Genomic DNA, 16,576 nt, shown 5'->3' on the forward strand with positions numbered 1-16,576 from the left:
ATTGTTAATTCAATATTTTCTAAGCATAAAAGATATAGAATATGATTATTTATATGTAGAATTCATATAAAATACTAGAGTGTATATATTTTATTTTCTATTACTAAAGGCCTTTCAAATGATCATGATAAATTATTATCTAATAAATATCACTTATGAATCAAAAAATAATTTTTAATCAAAAATAATTTTTGTGTATTATACTTATTCATTAAATTATAATATAACAAAAATTTTTAAAATCAATACTTAGTATTTTTATTAAGATTCAATTCATGAAAAAATCTAAAACATCATTAATAGTGTCTAATGAAACATTATCTAAAGCAATATGTAATCCTGGTGCTTTAGGATCAATTGAAACTTATATTAATGTTGTAAATAATTTTCCATTGATAACCCAGGAAAGAGAAATTGAATTAGCAATTAATTTAAGAGATCATGGAGATATTGATGCTGCCAAAGAATTAGTAATTTCCCATTTAAGATTGGTAATATCTATAGCCAGGCAATATTTAGGTTATGGACTATCTCATGCTGATTTAATACAAGAAGGTAATATTGGGTTGATGAAAGCTGTAAAAAGATTTGATCCTACTCGTGGAGTTAGACTTATGTCCTTTGCTGTTCATTGGATTAAAGCAGAAATTCATGAATTTATTATACGTAACTGGAAATTAGTAAAGATTGCTACTACTAAAGCTCAAAGGAAGATTTTTTTTAATCTTAGAAGTATGAAACCAGATGATCATACATTATCACCCAAACAAATATTAAATATTGCAAAATCTTTAAATGTTAAACCAGAAGAAATTAGTGACATGGAAGTAAGATTTTCTGGCCAAGATCTTTCAATAGATAGTAAAGATGATGAAGATAATTATATCTCTTATTTATCAGATAACAGTCGTTTAGAACCTAGTAATATTATAGAAAAAATGAATATAGAATTATTACATGGTGATAAACTAAAAAATGCTTTAAATGAATTAGATTCAAGATCTAAGCGCATAATAGAAGAGCGCTGGTTAAGTGAAAATAATAAAACATTACATGATTTAGCTAATGAATTTGGCATTTCTGCAGAGCGTGTTCGTCAAATAGAGACATCTGCTATGAAAAAAATGAAATTATTATTAACAGAGTAATTTATTTAATCTTATATTTATAGTATGAAATTAAATAATCTAATAATACTAATGAAGATTCAATAGTAAAATATTTTTTTGTAATTAAATATAATAAATCTTCATATGATAATAAAAAAAAATTTGATATTTCACCATCTTGGTTTTTAAATTGTTGATTTATGTTAAATAAACAATTACTTGATAATATTTCTTCATTTTGAAAACCATAATCAATATTTTTATAAATATTAATTAATTTTTTAATTTTACTCCTATTATATAGTTGATTTTTATATATCTTTGCTTCTTCAAAAGATTCTCTTTCTAATGTAACATTAACTTTTTCATTATGACTTACTAATCCACTAACTAAAGTATTTAATTTATTAGGATTAATAATTTTTTTTACACTTCTTTGAGAAATATATATTTTATTATTTTTAGTGAATCCATTTAAATGAACTGCTTTTGTATGTAAACCTAGTATTCTCACTATAGATCTTGGTATTTTACAAATAATATTTCCATAATTCGAAAATACATCCAAAAATTCTATAGAAGTTTTTTGTATAATATTTTCTCTCTCTAAAAGAATAGATATTTCATAAATAATATTATTTAATTCTTTTTTTGTTATTAATTTTCGACCTATAAATAAACAATTATTTATTATAATACCTAACTTTGCATCATGTATAAGATAACTAATATCTATATCAGTAATACCACATGGATAATTTGAAATAAAAGTAATCAATTTATTTACTTTTGGTTTTTCTTGTGCTGATAAAATTAATTGATTAAATATGTAATATAGTTTATTAAGAAATAAAAGATTTTTTGACATAAATATAAATTTAATATTATAAATATTAAAATTTTTTTAGTAATATTAATTATATTTGATTTTAAAAATTTTCGTAAGGTTTTAATATGCTAAATATTATAATATTAGCTGCAGGAAAAGGCAGTCGCATGCAATCTAATATTCCAAAAGCTCTTCATAAATTATCTGGACGTTATTTTATTGATTATTTAATAGATAGTGTAAGACTCTTAAAACCAGACCAAATATTCATAGTTGTTGGGTATAAAGAAGAATTTGTCAGAACTATATTGAAAAATTATGATGATGTAACTTTTATTTCTCAAAAAGAACAATTTGGTACTGGACATGCTGTTATGCAAGTTATTCCATATTTAAAGCAAAATAATAGTGAAAATAATAAAACTTTAATACTTTATAGTGATATGCCATTAATTAGAGATAAGACATTAAAAAAACTTATTGATAGCACTATTGATTTAACAATCCTTACAAACAGATTAGATGAGCCATATGGATATGGACGTATCATTAGAGACAATAAAAATAATATATGCAAAATAGTGGAACATAAAGATGCATCAGAGAATGAACTTAACATTAAAGAAGTTAACACAGGAATTTTATCTATTAAAACTTCAAAGTTAATAAAATGGTTAAATTTAATTAAAAATTATAATGTAAAAAAAGAATATTATTTAACAGATATTATTGAAATAGCATTTTTGGATAAGGCAATTATCAACTCATTACAGCCAAATTTTTTGTGGGAAGCATTAGGTGTTAATAGTCCTAATGAATTATCTTTTTTGGAAAGAATGTGGCAAAAATATCAAGCTGATGTTTTACTAAAACAGGGAGTTTTGATATCAGATCCCAATCGTATTGATATAAGAGGTAAATTGTATTGTGAAAAAGATGTATTTATAGATATAGGTTGTATATTTATAGGTAATATACAATTATCTCAGGGATCATATATTGGTCCATATTGTATAATTGAGGATTCTATTATTGGCACCAATTCAAAAATTTATGCATATAGTTATATTGAAAAATCAAAAATTAACGCAAATGTGCAAATTGGTCCATTTGCACATTTGCGTCCAAATGTCATATTACATGAAAATGTTAAAATTGGTAATTTTGTAGAAATTAAAAACTCTATTATTGGGCCAAATAGTAAAACTAATCATCTATCTTATATCGGAGATACTGAAATTGGAGAAAATGTTAACATAGGTGCTGGTGTTATTACATGTAATTACGATGGATTTCATAAATATAAAACTATTATTGGAGATAATGCTTTCATTGGATCTGATTCGCAATTAATTGCACCTGTTTCTATTGGTAAAAATGCTACTATTGGTGCTGGAAGTACAATTGTTCAAGATGCTCCTGAAAATCAATTAACAATATCACGTGTTTCTCAGAAGTCTATACGAGAATGGAATAGAAATAAAAATAATAAAAAATAAATTTATCAAGTAAACCGATCAAGATTAATAGATATTATGTATAATAATATCTATTAATCTATGAAAAATTTTAAATCATTATTTTTCATAGATATCTTATTTATATAGGAAATATATATGTGTGGAATTATTGGGGCAATTTCCAAAAATGATGTAACCAATATTTTATTAAATGGACTATCTAGATTAGAATATCGTGGATATGATTCTTGTGGTATAGCTTTATCTTCTTCAGGTCTTATTAAAAGAGCTAGAAGTATGCGAAGAGTTACTGAATTACGGGAGCAAGTTAAAAATGATAATTTATTTGGATCAACTGGAATAGCTCATACAAGATGGGCTACACATGGTATTCCTAGCACTAATAATGCACATCCTCATTTTTCTGATGAAAATAAAAAAAATTGTATTATATGTGTTGTTCATAATGGCATAATAGAAAATTATGAAGAATTACGTAATAATTTAATTGATAATGGTTATTTATTTAGGACTCAAACAGATACTGAAGTTATTGCAAATTTAATACATTATTTTTATAAAAAAAATTTTTTATTAGCTGTGAAAAATGCAGTTTCATTATTAAAAGGCACATATTCTATAGCAGTATTATGTAATAATGAATCGAATAGAATTATAGCTGTGAAACAAGGTTCTCCATTACTTATTGGTATTAGTGAAAATAATAAACTACTAGCATCTGATGAAATTGCATTATTAGATATAACGAAAAAGATGATTTGCTTAGAAGATGGTGATTTAGTAGATTTAGGTCTTGATAATATTTCTATATTAGATGCAAAAGGTAGGAATGTTGATAGAAAGGAATATTATTCTACAGAACATTATATTAATGCAGTAAACTTAGGAAAATATACGCATTATATGCAAAAGGAGATATTTGAACAACCTAGAGCTGTAAGCGATTGTTTACAAGATATTAATACTATCAATTCTGATATTTTTTATAATTATAAAAAAAATAATATTTTAGATAATGTAAAAAATATTCTTATAATAGCCTGTGGAACTAGCTATTATGCTGGCTTAACTGCTAAATATTGGCTAGAATCAATAGCTAAAATTCATGTTTCAGTAGAAATAGCCAGTGAATATAGTTATAGAGATAGTGTACCTAACAAAAATAATTTAATTATTGCTATATCTCAATCAGGTGAAACAGCTGATACTTTGCATGCATTAAGACATGCTAAAAGTTTAGGAATGTTAAAAACTATTGCTATATGTAATGTCAAAGCTAGTTCTTTAGTGAAAGAATGTTCATTATCCTATATTACTAAAGCTGGTGTAGAAATAGGTGTCGCTTCAACTAAAGCTTTTACAACACAATTAGTATCTCTTTTTTTATTAACTTTAGTATTAGCTAAAAATAATCATATTATAAATAAAAATCAAGAATCTATATATTTAAAATATTTAAGACACTTACCTTTAGCAATCAATACTGTTTTATGTCTAGAGAAGCAAATAATATCTTGGGCTAATATTTTTGCAGTTAAAGAAAATATTCTTTTTTTGGGTAGAGGCATTCACTATCCTATTGCATTAGAAGGAGCTCTTAAATTAAAGGAAATTAGTTATATACATGCTGAAGCGTATTCAGCTGGAGAATTAAAACATGGACCATTAGCTTTAATTACAGATAAAATACCAGTTATAGTTATTGCTCCAAAAGATTATTTACTAGAAAAATTAAAATCTAATATGCATGAAGTTAGAGCAAGAGGAGGTATGCTTTATGTATTTGCAGATTCTGATAGCAAAATTTTTGAAAGTGATGGTATACATGTGATAAGAATGCCTGAACATTACGGTGTCTTATCTCCTATATTACATACTATTCCATTACAGTTATTAGCATATCATACAGCACGTATACGTGGTACAGATATAGACAAACCAAGAAATTTAGCTAAAAGTGTTACTGTAGAATAGAATAATATGTAGAATTTATTGCATTACTTATCTAATAAGAGATTTTAATGCATTTCCTGGATTTTCATGTTTCATAAAAAATTCACCAATCAAAAATGCATTTACATTATTTTTCATCATAAGTGATATATCTTCTTTAGTTGATATACCGCTTTCTGTTATTATAATTTTTTCATTAGGAATATATTTTAAAAGATTGAGTGTGATATTTAAATCTGTTGAAAAAGAACGTAAATTTCTATTATTAATACCAATAAGATTAGTTTTCATTTGAAACGCTAAATCTAATTCTTTTTGATTATGAACTTCTACTAATATATTCATATCTAATTCTGTTGCAATATTTTCAAAATCTAATAATTGATATCTATCTAATATAGATACTATTAATAATATACAATCAGCTCCAATTGCTTTTGCTTCGAATATTTGATATTCATCTATAATAAAATCTTTTCTTAAAACTGGTATTTTACAAGCCAATTTTGATTCTGTTAAAAATTTTTTAGAACCTTTAAAAAAATGCTCTTCTGTAAGTACAGATAAACATGCAGCACCATTTTCTTCGTAACTTTTAGCTATTTGAATAGGATTAAAATTATTAGTTAAAATTCCTTTTGATGGCGAAGCTTGCTTAATTTCTGCAATAATTGCTGGTTGTTTTAAATTAATTTTATTTATTAAAGCATTTTGGAAATTTCTAATATCATATTTTTTATTACTTATTTCTTCTTTTAAATCATATATAGTACAATTTAATTTATTTTGAGCTAATCTCTCTTTTTTTTTATTAACTATATTATGTAAAATATCTGTCATTTTGCAAATTTCCTAGTATAGTTTTTAAATTCTTCTAATTTTTGAAACGCAGCGCCATTAGCTAGCATTTCAAATGCTGTTTGAATACCATTTTTAATCGAAGATGCACCATTACCTGCATATATTGCAAGACCAGCATTGAATGCTACAATATCTCTAATAGCTCCTTTTTTGTTTTTTAATGCTTCTAATATCATATGACTAGATTCTTCTCTATTTTTTACAATAAAATTTTTATAAGATGACATATTAATGCCATAATCTTCTGCATGTATTTGATATTCTAATATGTTATTATCTTTAAGTTCACCTACCATAGTAGCTCCACCTAAAGATGCTTCATCAATCCCTTCTAATCCATGAATTACTAGTACATGTTTGGATCCTAATTTTTTAAGTACACGAGCCTGAATTCCAACTAAATCAGGATGAAATACACCCATAAGTTGATTCGATGCTCTTGCTGGATTAGTTAATGGACCAAGTATATTAAAAATTGTTCTAACATTTAGTTCTTTACGTATAGCGGAAACTTTTTCCATAGCAAAACTATAATGAGGAGCAAACATAAAACCGATATTAGTTTCATGCATACATTCTATTACTTGATTTGAGTTCAAATGAATATTAACCCCTAAAGCTTCTAAAACATCCGCACTACCTGAAGATGAAGATGCACTTTTATTTCCATGCTTAGCTACTTTTACACCAGAAGATGCAACTACAAACATAGCTGCAGTAGAAATATTAAAAGTATTAGTAGAATCACCTCCAGTACCGCACATATCTAATAAATTATCTTTATCAGGCATTGGAACTTGAAATGACATTTCTCTTATTACTTGAGCAGCTGCAGATATTTCTCCAATAGTTTCTTTTTTAACTCTTAAACCAATCAAAATAGCACTTATTAGTTTTGAAGATAATTTTCCATTAATAATCATCTTCATTAAATCTAGCATTTCATCATAAAATATTTCCCTGTGCTCTATACAACGTGTTAAAGCTTCTTCTATAGTAATTTTCGTCATTATTTTTTTATGCTCCTTTTATCATTATTAATTTTAATAAAGTTTCGAAGCAGAGTATATCCATGTTCACTTAAAATAGATTCAGGATGAAATTGAACACCAAATAATTGAAAAGTTTTATGAGATATACCCATAATATCTCCATCTGGTGCTGTAGCTGTTATTTCTAAACAAGATGGAAAATTTTTGGTATCTATAGTTAAAGAATTATACCTTGTAACAGTATAAGGGCTAGGTATATTGGTAAAGATATTTTTGTTATTATGTGTAATTTTTATGATTTTACCATGCATAGTTTCCTTAGCTTTTATTATAGATCCACCATATGCAGCCCCTATAGCTTGATGTCCTAAACAAACACCTAAAATAGGTAATTGACCAGCAAATGTTTCTATTACATTAATAGAAATACCAGCTTCTTTAGGAGAACAAGGTCCTGGGGAAATACAAATACGATCAGGTCGTAAAGATTTTATACCTTCTATGGTAATTTGGTCATTTCTTACTACTTTTACAGTTTCACCTAATTCACCAAAATACTGTACTAAATTATACGTAAAGGAATCATAATTATCTATCATTAAAAGCATAATATTTCTTCTCCATAATATTGATTATATTGGATCATCTAAACCATATTGAACTTGTTCAGCAGCTCTCAATATAGCTCTAGCTTTAGATTCTGTTTCAGCCCATTCTTTTTCTGGATCTGAATCGGCTACTATGCCTGCTGATGCTTGTACAAATAGTGTACCATTTTTTATAATAGCAGTGCGTATAGCTATTGCTAAATCCATTTCACCACTATAACTCATATAACCAACTGCCCCACCATAAATACCTCTACGTACTGGTTCTAATTTATCTATTATCTCCATTGCATGAACTTTAGGTGCTCCAGTTAATGTACCAGCAGGAAAAGTTGCACGTAAAACATCAGTATTTTTCATATTATTTTTTAAAATACCTGAAACATTAGATACTAAATGCATAACATGTGAATATTTTTCTATAGACATGGTATCAGTGACTTTCACAGAACCAATTTCAGATATTCTACCAATATCATTTCTAGCTAAATCTATTAACATTACATGTTCTGCTACTTCCTTTATATCTTCTTTTAAATTATTTGCTAATGCAAGATCTTCTTCAGAAGTAGATCCTCTTTTTCTAGTTCCTGCAAGTGGTCTAATGGTAATAGAGGATTTTTTTTCATTTTTTAATAATATATTTTCCTGGCGAACTAAAATTTCAGGAGAAGAGCCTACGATGTGAAATGTATCAAAATTCCAAAAATACATATATGGAGATGGATTGATAGATCTTAAAGCTCTATATAATGAAATAGGTGAATCACGAAATGGTTTAGTTATAACTTGACCTATTTGAATTTGCATGAAATCACCATTTGTGATATATTCCTTAGCTTTTTTTACAGCTTTTATATATTGTTCCTTCGAAAAAGATCTATTTTCTAAAGTTTGCATACTAGCATGACTATATGGTATTTCTACTTGAGAATTCAATTTATCTTTAAGTTCTAATAATCGTCTTTGAGCTTTAAAATAACTTTCTGGATGTTGTGTATCAGCATATACAATTAAATATAACCTACCAGATAAATTGTCAACTATTGCTAGTTCATCTACATGTACTAATAATATATCAGGTGTTCCTTCTTCCATTCCAGCGGGGAAAGGCTTAACAGCTGGACCTAAAATAGTTTCTATATTTCTTACAGCATCATATCCAAAATATCCAGCTAAACCACCACAAAAGCGTGGCATTCCTGGTCTTAAAGCTATCTTAAATCTGGATTTATATTCTTCTATAAAATCTAATGGATTACCTTCATAAGTTTCAATAATTTTTCCATTTAATAAGACTTCTGTAATATTATTAACAGATTTTATTACGGTACTGGCTGGTAAAACTATAAAAGAATATCTTCCAAAACGATCACCACTTACCACTGATTCTAATAATCCGCTCATACGTCCAGATCTAGGACCAGAATGAGCCAATTTTAAATAAATAGATAAAGGTGTATCTAAATCAGCATATAATTCTGAAATCATAGGAATTCTATTATATCCTTCTGCTGATAGGGCTTTAAATTCAATTTCAGTCATTATTTTTTATCTCCATAAATTTTGATAAAACATCTTATTTATAAGATATTTTTTACAAAAAATTAATTTGTATTTATTGTAGCTTTAGTTTTTAATGCATTGATTGCTTGTGAATAATTTTCTGCATGAAAAATTGCTGATCCAGCAACACATATATCTGCACCAGCAATTTTAATCTTTGCAATATTATCTGTTTTGATGCCTCCATCTACTTCTAAAAATATGTTTTTACCACTATTTTTTATATGATCATCAATAATTTTTCTAACTAATTTAATTTTAATTAAAGAAGATTCAAGAAATTGTTGATTAGCAAAACCAGGATTTACTGACATGATTAAAATTAAATCTAAATTAGATAAAACATGATCTAAATAGTGTAAAGGAGTAGATGGATTGAATGCAAGGCCAGCTTTACAGCCATATTTATGAATTAACGAAATTGTTCTATCTAAATGTGGAGTAGTTTCACAATGAAAAGATATAATATCTGCACCAGCATCTGCAAATTGTGGTATTAACGCATCAATGTTATTAGCCATAATATGAACATCTAAAGGAATAGATGTTGATTTTCTAACAGCTTTACATATTATAGGTCCAAAACTCAAATTAGGAACATAGTGATTATCCATAACATCAAAATGTATCCAATCAGCTCCTGATTTTGTTACTTCTTCTATTTCCTTTCCTAAACAAGTAAAATTAGCTGACAAAATACTAGGTGCTATTTTTATATTACTCATTTAATGTATGCCTTATAAAGTAAATTTAACAAATATATAAATAGTAAAAAATTAGTACACTTAGAGTATAATTTAAATTATACAGATTGTTAAAAATTATTATATTTATTAAAGGTTTATTTTATGGAAAATAATTATGAAATAGCTATTTGTGGAGCTGGTATTGTAGGATTAGCTTGTGCTTTAGCGTTTGCTAAAAAACAAAAGAATTTAGTAATTATTTCACCAAAATATAATTTTTATAAAAAAGATAATATATCTAGGGTATATGCTATATCATTATCTAGTAAAATTTTTTTAGATGAATTAAATATTTGGAATAAATTATCTAATTCATCTATTACCTCAGTTAATTCTATGGAAATTTATGGTGATAATGGTGGATTTATAGAATTAGATTGTTTGCATGTAATGTTGCCAGAATTATCATGGATAGTGGAATCTGATGAAATAGAAAGAGTTATTTTAAATGAAATTATAAAAATGGATATTCCTTGGATATATGATAATTGTATAGAATATACAAATGGATTATTGAAAACTTATAATGGTACTGCTATCAAAGCAGATTTAATAGTTGGTGCTGATGGTGCAAAATCAACTATCAGAAAAATATTCAATATTCAATCTACTTCAAAAGACTATCATTCAAATGCAATCATTGCAAATATATCTGTAGAAAAATATCATAATAACATAGCATATCAATGGTTTTTTGAGAAAAATATATTAGGAGTATTACCTATATATTGTACAAATACAGATAATCAAGTATCTATAGTTTTATCCTTAAATAATAAAGATTTTTTTAAAATTCAAAAAATGGATTTAAATATTCAAAAACAATATTTGATTAATTTAATTAATCCTATTATTAGTAATAAATTGGGAAATATTATCAATATTAATATGAATAGTTTAAAAATTTTTCCTTTAAATTTAGTAAAATCAGATATTATAAGTAATTTAGGTGCAGTTTTAATAGGCGATGCAGCACATAAAATACACCCGTTAGCAGGACAAGGTTTAAATTTAGGTTTAGGAGATGCTAAAATTTTAGTAGAGATAATTTCAAATAGAGACAAATTTAGACATGCTGGTGATTTTTATATATTAAAGAAGTATAAAAGTATTCGAACTATAAACATTTATAAAATGATTTTTGTTACTGATTTATTATATAATTTGTTTCATTCTTCATATAAATTAATTAGTTACACTAGAAATATAAGTATGAATTTATTAAATAATATTCCTTATATTAAAAGATTTATTATTGAGAATGCTTCAAAAATTTCTTAAGAATTATCAGATAATGTTTCAAAATTAAATAAATTTCTATCTAGCATATGTGAAGGTGAAATATTAGATAAAGAATTAAATATGCTAAATATTTTTCCAGGATTGGTACTATAAATGTAATTTATCATTTTATTAATTTCTTTTCTTTTTAATCCTTTTTGAGTTCCACATGAATAGCAAGGAATAATTGGAAATTTATTCAATTTTGAATAAATTTCTAAATCTTTTTCTAATATATAAGATAATGGCCTTATAACTATATGTTTACCATTATCAGACAATAATTTAGGTGGCATAGACTTAAGTTTTCCATTATATAGCATATTTAAAAAAAATGTATTTATAATATCATTCATATGATGACCAAGGGCAATTTTATTTGCTCCTAATTTATCTGCAACTTTATATAATATACCTCTACGTAATCGTGAACATAAAGAACATTTAGTTTCGTTTTTTTTTAAAATATTATTTACTATATTATAAGTGTTTTGTTCTTCTATATGAAATTTTATTCCTTTTTCTTTCAAATATGTAGGTAAAGTTGTCTTTGGAAAATTAGGCTGTCCTTGATCTAAATTAACAGCAATTAATTCAAAATTGAAAGGAGCTCTTAATTTTATTTTTTGTAATATATCTAATAATGCATAAGAATCTTTTCCTCCTGACATACATACCATTACTAAATCTCCATCTTCTATCATATTAAAATCAGATATAGCTTTTGTAGTATCTCTAGAAATTTTTTTATTCAATTTTTTTATATTTATATAATTCTTATCAGAATATTGTTTTTCTATTAATGAAATTTTTTGCATTTTATTCATAAAATTTATTTATAATATGTCATTTCTACTGATATACTTTTACAATCGTGAAATACCATTGGTTTTGAAATTTTTATAGTAATTTTATTAATTAATTTTACTTCTTGAAATATTCTATTTAATATATTATCTGCTAAAGTTTCTATAAGATTAATATGTTTTCTTTTTGATTCTTCAATAATTATATTTCTTATAATTCTGTAATCTAATACATCAGATATGTCATCATTATAATCATTTAAATATAAATCAATGATCAAATCAATAATAATTGGTTGAGTAGATGTTTTTTCAATATCTAAAATTCCTATAAATGTATCTACTACCATTTCAGACAATATTATTTTGTAAGACTTATTTAGCATATATTTTTTTAAAAAATTACTATAAAATTTATGTTTTCGATAAAAAACATTTTCTAATTAATTTATCTTTGCATAATAACAAACGAATTTTTTTTAGATAATTTTTATGAAAAACATGTAAAATTATTGAGTCGTTGATATTATATTGAGTTAGTAAGTAACTAACATCATCTATATTAACAATTTTTCTATAATCTATAGATAATAGTATGTCTCCATTTGAAATGCCTGATATCATAGCTATACTATTTTCAAGAACTGAATAAACTGTTACAGATTCATCGATTTGCTTTAATAGCATACCTATTGTGTTTGCTGAAATATTCAACTTGTTTTCTAATAGTAGATTTATACCGAATGTACCAAGCCATTTTTTTATTGGTATTTCTTTAGTTCCTTCAACATATTTATCAATAAATTCTTTAACATTGATTCCTACAGCTTTTGTAATCAAATCTTCAATATTATTTTCTAAAATTCCATTTTTTTTATCTTTATAAAAATTTTTTCCATATTTTTCCCACATAAATAATAATAAATCATCTAAAGATTTATTACTACTTTTTCTTATTTCTGAATCTAATCCTAGTGCTATTAATGAGCCTTTTATATAATAACTTACAATAGAGTTAATGGAATTTTCATCTTGTTTGTAATATTTTATCCATGCATCAAATGAGCTTTCTGTAAGGGATTGTTTAAATCTACCTGAATTATTTAATAAATAATTAATATTATTTGATATAATATTTAGATATTGTTCATAATTTATAATATTAGTTTTGAGAAGAAAAATACTTTCATAATAAGATGTAAATCCTTCAAAAATCCACAACAATTTTGTTAAATTTGGTTTTTGAAAATCATAATTAATAAATTTATGAGGTTTAATTCTTTTTATATGCCAAGTATGAAAATATTCATGACTAACAATACTTAGAAAATTAATATATTTTTCATGTAAACATTTATGCTTAATAGGTAAATACCTATAGTTAATCATAATAGCACATGAAGATCTATGTTCTAATCCACCTGAATATTTATCTGAGTCTATAATAATAAATAGATAAGAATTATATCTATCTAAAAAAGCTGCCTTTTTATTTTGTTTATCGAAGAATATTATTTGAGATTCACAAATTTTTTTTATATCATTAGTAATTTTTTCAATATTTAAATTTTTTGGTATTCTTCCTATAAATAAAATTTTGTGTAAAGCACCATATGCTTGAAAAGAACTACATTTAAAATTACCTATTGATATAGGATGGTCTACTAATTCATCATAATTTCGAAAATAAAATTTAGTTATATTATCTTTTAAACAGTTATATTTGTTAGGTATTTTATCTATACTGGTATAAATTTTCCAATCATTTATTTTTTTAATAGTCAATGTTAAAGGATCATCAATTTGATTTTTTACTATTAAAAATAAATTAGTACCATTAAAAAAACAACCTTCTGTATCTATATAAGATCCTCTTACTGATAAATCAAAAGCATATACTAAATATTCTATAATAATAGGAGATGTACACTTTTCTATATACCAAGAATGATTATCTTTTTTAATAATTTTTATAATTTTATTATTTGAATAAGCTTTAATATTTTCTATATATTTAGCGAAATCTCTTATTACATAACTACCAGGTATCCATGTTGGTGCTAGTAATTCTTGAATATTTTCATTTGGTTTATTTATTTGAATAGTGATTTTGTATTTATGAGCATTTAAATCATATAGCTCTATTAAATAATGATTGTTAATCATATATATTCTTTTTTATGTTTTGTGTATAAAATATATTTTTAAATATTTATGGGAAAAAATTGATTACTAAAATTATATCCATACAATTTATTACAGGTATCTTGGCTTCATTTATAGTTGGTAGTATATCAGGATCAGATGCTTTTCTCTCGACTATTATTGGAACAATGATTTATCTTATACCAAATACTATTTTTGCTTTTCAAATTACTATTCATAAAAATTTATTTGGTAAACCTTCAGCTATATATTTTTTTTTTGGAGAAATAGTTAAAATATTACTTATTTTGTTATTTATTATATATATAAGTGTATTTTATAATGCAATAATTATATGGTGGGCATTTTTAATTGGTATAATATCTGTTTCAAAAATTTATTTTTATTTATTTTTATTGACTTTTATAAAAAACACTTAATGCTACAAGATTAATTTTAAATGATTCTAAACAAAGAAGAATATAATGACTGCTCAAAGTAACATATCACCACAATCAGAATATATACAACATCATTTAGTGCATTTTAATAATTTAGGTGAAAAGCAACCTAACATAGTTCAATTCGATACAATAAACTATGATTCTATATTTTGGTCTTTATTTATGGGACTATTAGCTATTTTTTTATTATGGAGAATTTCTAGAAAAGCAACTTCAGGTGTACCTAATAGACTACAAAGTGGATTGGAAATTATTGTAGAATTAATAGATACACAAGCCAAATCTATTATTCCTAATAAAGATACTTTAAATTTTATATCTCCTTTAGCATTAACTATTTTTATATGGGTAATATTTATGAATTCTTTAGATTTATTACCTGTAGATTTATTTCCTAGTATTGTCAAATTATTAGGTATAGGTAATAAACATGGAGATCTACTGTATTACCATAGAATATTACCTACAGCTGATTTAAATGTACCTCTTGGAATGTCTTTAAGCGTTTTATTATTAGTTATTTACTATGGGATAAAGGAAAAAACATTTTCTATATTTATAAAAAATCTTTTTTCATCCCCGTTTCATGCAAAAGGATTAATGTTATTATTATTAGCACCAATAAATTTTTCTTTAAATGTAGTAGAATATTTAGCTAAATCAATATCTTTAAGTATGAGATTGTTTGGTAATATGTTTGCTGGTGAATTAATTTTTATGTTAATTGCATTATTAGGTGGGTCTTGTAACGATTTTAGTTTATTAAGTGTTGGTTTAGGTTTTGTGCATATTCTTGCTGGTACAATTTGGTCTATATTTCATATATTAATTATAATATTACAGGCTTTTATTTTTATGATGTTAACATTAGTATATATTGGAGAATCCCAACAAGGACACTGATTTTTATATTTGAAATTTTTTTATTATTTATTTTTTAGGAGTTATTATGACAGACGCTTCTTTAGTTGCTTTATCTTGTGCTTTTATTATTGGGTTAGGTGCAATAGGTGCTTGTATAGGTATTGCTATAATGGGTGGTAAATATTTAGAAGCTTCCGCTCGTCAACCAGAAATTATGGAACCATTACAAACTAAAATGTTTCTTTTAGCAGGATTAATTGATGCAGCATTTTTGATTGGTGTAGGGGTAGCTATGTTATTTGCATTTGCTAATCCATTTTTAGGATAATTTTTTTATAAAATTATAGTTTTTTTCTATGCTTTTAAGTAACTAAGAGAGGATAGTGTGAATTTAAATGCTACTGTATTTTTCCAAGTATGTGTATTCTTTATTCTTGGATTATTTACTATGAAATTTGTTTGGCCACCAATAATAAAAGCTATTGATGAGCGCCGTCAAAAAGTATCAAAGGCATTATTAGATGCTGAAAAAATTAAAGTAGATCTTATTGAAGCAGAGAAAAAAATAGCTATAATGCACAATCAAGCACAATTAGATATAAAAAAGAGGTATGCAGAAGTAGAAAAAAAAATTACTGTTATGCTAGAAAAGGCTAAAATAGATGCTAATTATGAACGTTCTAAATTGTTAGATCATACACAAAAAGAAATCGAACAAATGATTAATAATAATCGTAATTTATTAAGAGAAGAATTATCAAAATTAGTCATATTAGGTGCTGAAAAAATTTTAAAAAGAGAGGTTGATGTAAAAATTCATAGTGATTTAATATCTACTTTGAAATCACAACTTTAAATATTTAAATATAGG

The 16,576-nt window shown here is 24.9% G+C and carries 17 protein-coding genes; 8 read left to right on the forward strand and 9 right to left on the reverse strand.

The genetic code is table 11. From position 1 onward, the window contains the following. Nucleotides 1–275 precede the first annotated feature (275 nt). Nucleotides 276–1,148, forward strand: a complete 873-nt coding sequence (rpoH, locus tag CKSOR_RS00175; protein ID WP_108673605.1) for an RNA polymerase sigma factor RpoH — start codon at nucleotides 276–278, stop codon at nucleotides 1,146–1,148. A 1-nt stretch (nucleotide 1,149) separates the two neighbouring features. Here rpoH and CKSOR_RS00180 read toward each other — a convergent pair whose 3' ends face one another. After that, on the reverse strand, nucleotides 1,150–1,977 hold the full coding sequence (locus tag CKSOR_RS00180; protein ID WP_108673606.1) for an NUDIX hydrolase: 828 nt from the start codon (nucleotides 1,975–1,977) through the stop codon (nucleotides 1,150–1,152). Between the two features lie 86 nt (nucleotides 1,978–2,063). Between CKSOR_RS00180 and glmU the strand changes: the two genes are divergently transcribed. After that, nucleotides 2,064–3,437, forward strand: a complete 1,374-nt coding sequence (gene glmU, locus CKSOR_RS00185) for a bifunctional UDP-N-acetylglucosamine diphosphorylase/glucosamine-1-phosphate N-acetyltransferase GlmU (protein WP_108673607.1) — start codon at nucleotides 2,064–2,066, stop codon at nucleotides 3,435–3,437. Nucleotides 3,438–3,554: 117 nt separating this feature from the next. Beyond that, nucleotides 3,555–5,393 carry a glutamine--fructose-6-phosphate transaminase (isomerizing) gene (gene glmS / locus CKSOR_RS00190; RefSeq protein ID WP_108673608.1) on the forward strand — a complete coding sequence of 613 codons (1,839 nt, stop codon included), beginning with the start codon at nucleotides 3,555–3,557 and terminating at the stop codon, nucleotides 5,391–5,393. 27 nt (nucleotides 5,394–5,420) lie between these two features. Here glmS and trpC read toward each other — a convergent pair whose 3' ends face one another. The 5 genes from trpC to rpe form a co-directional block, all read right to left on the reverse strand. Next, nucleotides 5,421–6,212 (reverse strand): indole-3-glycerol phosphate synthase TrpC, encoded by a 792-nt coding sequence (trpC, locus tag CKSOR_RS00195; protein ID WP_108673609.1) that lies wholly within the window; start codon nucleotides 6,210–6,212, stop codon nucleotides 5,421–5,423. After that, nucleotides 6,209–7,243 (reverse strand): anthranilate phosphoribosyltransferase, encoded by a 1,035-nt coding sequence (gene trpD / locus CKSOR_RS00200; RefSeq protein ID WP_108673610.1) that lies wholly within the window; start codon nucleotides 7,241–7,243, stop codon nucleotides 6,209–6,211. Before trpD ends, trpC begins: the two co-directional genes overlap by 4 nt. Next, nucleotides 7,243–7,833, reverse strand: coding sequence for an anthranilate synthase component II (locus CKSOR_RS00205; protein ID WP_108673611.1), 591 nt, complete (start codon nucleotides 7,831–7,833; stop codon nucleotides 7,243–7,245). The genes trpD and CKSOR_RS00205 overlap by 1 nt, the downstream gene beginning before the upstream one ends. Nucleotides 7,834–7,857: 24 nt before the next feature. Continuing rightward, the gene (locus tag CKSOR_RS00210; protein WP_108673612.1) at nucleotides 7,858–9,378 is read right to left on the reverse strand and encodes an anthranilate synthase component I family protein; all 1,521 of its coding nucleotides are present in this window, start codon (nucleotides 9,376–9,378) and stop codon (nucleotides 7,858–7,860) included. 62 nt (nucleotides 9,379–9,440) lie between these two features. Beyond that, a complete protein-coding gene (gene rpe, locus CKSOR_RS00215) occupies nucleotides 9,441–10,124 on the reverse strand; it encodes a ribulose-phosphate 3-epimerase (protein WP_108673613.1) in 684 nt (227 codons plus the stop codon). 123 nt (nucleotides 10,125–10,247) lie between these two features. On the opposite strand from rpe, the gene CKSOR_RS00220 reads away from it, so the two are divergent. After that, nucleotides 10,248–11,426 carry an FAD-dependent monooxygenase gene (locus CKSOR_RS00220; RefSeq protein WP_108673614.1) on the forward strand — a complete coding sequence of 393 codons (1,179 nt, stop codon included), beginning with the start codon at nucleotides 10,248–10,250 and terminating at the stop codon, nucleotides 11,424–11,426. Here the strand turns inward: CKSOR_RS00220 and ttcA are convergent. Genes ttcA through CKSOR_RS00235 form a run of 3 tightly spaced genes read right to left on the reverse strand, consistent with a single transcriptional unit; the run spans nucleotide 11,423 to nucleotide 14,398 of the window. Continuing rightward, nucleotides 11,423–12,253, reverse strand: a complete 831-nt coding sequence (gene ttcA, locus CKSOR_RS00225) for a tRNA 2-thiocytidine(32) synthetase TtcA (RefSeq protein WP_108673615.1) — start codon at nucleotides 12,251–12,253, stop codon at nucleotides 11,423–11,425. The two genes, CKSOR_RS00220 and ttcA, sit on opposite strands and share 4 nt — an antisense overlap. A gap of 5 nt (nucleotides 12,254–12,258) precedes the next feature. Beyond that, a complete protein-coding gene (locus CKSOR_RS00230) occupies nucleotides 12,259–12,618 on the reverse strand; it encodes a dihydroneopterin aldolase (protein WP_108673616.1) in 360 nt (119 codons plus the stop codon). A gap of 28 nt (nucleotides 12,619–12,646) precedes the next feature. Beyond that, the gene (locus tag CKSOR_RS00235) at nucleotides 12,647–14,398 is read right to left on the reverse strand and encodes a M61 family metallopeptidase (RefSeq protein ID WP_108673617.1); all 1,752 of its coding nucleotides are present in this window, start codon (nucleotides 14,396–14,398) and stop codon (nucleotides 12,647–12,649) included. Nucleotides 14,399–14,457: 59 nt separating this feature from the next. On the opposite strand from CKSOR_RS00235, the gene CKSOR_RS00240 reads away from it, so the two are divergent. The 4 genes from CKSOR_RS00240 (at nucleotide 14,458) to atpF (ending at nucleotide 16,561) form a co-directional block, all read left to right on the forward strand. Beyond that, a complete protein-coding gene (locus tag CKSOR_RS00240) occupies nucleotides 14,458–14,817 on the forward strand; it encodes an ATP synthase subunit I (protein ID WP_161539531.1) in 360 nt (119 codons plus the stop codon). Nucleotides 14,818–14,862: 45 nt separating this feature from the next. Continuing rightward, nucleotides 14,863–15,744, forward strand: a complete 882-nt coding sequence (atpB, locus tag CKSOR_RS00245; RefSeq protein ID WP_108673619.1) for a F0F1 ATP synthase subunit A — start codon at nucleotides 14,863–14,865, stop codon at nucleotides 15,742–15,744. A gap of 46 nt (nucleotides 15,745–15,790) precedes the next feature. Beyond that, on the forward strand, nucleotides 15,791–16,033 hold the full coding sequence (gene atpE / locus CKSOR_RS00250) for a F0F1 ATP synthase subunit C (protein WP_108673620.1): 243 nt from the start codon (nucleotides 15,791–15,793) through the stop codon (nucleotides 16,031–16,033). Nucleotides 16,034–16,153: 120 nt separating this feature from the next. Beyond that, nucleotides 16,154–16,561, forward strand: a complete 408-nt coding sequence (gene atpF, locus CKSOR_RS00255) for a F0F1 ATP synthase subunit B (protein WP_234411224.1) — start codon at nucleotides 16,154–16,156, stop codon at nucleotides 16,559–16,561. The last annotated feature ends 15 nt before the right edge of the window (nucleotides 16,562–16,576 follow it).

The sequence above is a fragment of the Candidatus Kinetoplastibacterium sorsogonicusi genome (assembly GCF_003072465.1).
Classification (GTDB): Bacteria; Pseudomonadota; Gammaproteobacteria; order Burkholderiales; family Burkholderiaceae_B; genus Kinetoplastidibacterium; species Kinetoplastidibacterium kentomonadis.

Excerpts from the sequence above, each read along its gene's own strand:
- CKSOR_RS00205 (WP_108673611.1), bottom strand. The coding sequence starts at position 7,833 with ATGCTTTTAATGATAGATAATTATGATTCCTTTACGTATAATTTAGTA.
- atpE (WP_108673620.1), top strand. The coding sequence starts at position 15,791 with ATGACAGACGCTTCTTTAGTTGCTTTATCTTGTGCTTTTATTATTGGG.
- rpoH (WP_108673605.1), top strand. The coding sequence starts at position 276 with ATGAAAAAATCTAAAACATCATTAATAGTGTCTAATGAAACATTATCT.
- glmS (WP_108673608.1), top strand. The coding sequence starts at position 3,555 with ATGTGTGGAATTATTGGGGCAATTTCCAAAAATGATGTAACCAATATT.
- CKSOR_RS00210 (WP_108673612.1), bottom strand. The coding sequence starts at position 9,378 with ATGACTGAAATTGAATTTAAAGCCCTATCAGCAGAAGGATATAATAGA.
- CKSOR_RS00235 (WP_108673617.1), bottom strand. The coding sequence starts at position 14,398 with ATGATTAACAATCATTATTTAATAGAGCTATATGATTTAAATGCTCAT.
- trpC (WP_108673609.1), bottom strand. The coding sequence starts at position 6,212 with ATGACAGATATTTTACATAATATAGTTAATAAAAAAAAAGAGAGATTA.
- CKSOR_RS00230 (WP_108673616.1), bottom strand. The coding sequence starts at position 12,618 with ATGCTAAATAAGTCTTACAAAATAATATTGTCTGAAATGGTAGTAGAT.
- rpe (WP_108673613.1), bottom strand. The coding sequence starts at position 10,124 with ATGAGTAATATAAAAATAGCACCTAGTATTTTGTCAGCTAATTTTACT.
- CKSOR_RS00220 (WP_108673614.1), top strand. The coding sequence starts at position 10,248 with ATGGAAAATAATTATGAAATAGCTATTTGTGGAGCTGGTATTGTAGGA.
- CKSOR_RS00180 (WP_108673606.1), bottom strand. The coding sequence starts at position 1,977 with ATGTCAAAAAATCTTTTATTTCTTAATAAACTATATTACATATTTAAT.
- trpD (WP_108673610.1), bottom strand. The coding sequence starts at position 7,243 with ATGACGAAAATTACTATAGAAGAAGCTTTAACACGTTGTATAGAGCAC.
- atpF (WP_234411224.1), top strand. The coding sequence starts at position 16,154 with ATGAAATTTGTTTGGCCACCAATAATAAAAGCTATTGATGAGCGCCGT.
- glmU (WP_108673607.1), top strand. The coding sequence starts at position 2,064 with ATGCTAAATATTATAATATTAGCTGCAGGAAAAGGCAGTCGCATGCAA.
- atpB (WP_108673619.1), top strand. The coding sequence starts at position 14,863 with ATGACTGCTCAAAGTAACATATCACCACAATCAGAATATATACAACAT.
- ttcA (WP_108673615.1), bottom strand. The coding sequence starts at position 12,253 with ATGAATAAAATGCAAAAAATTTCATTAATAGAAAAACAATATTCTGAT.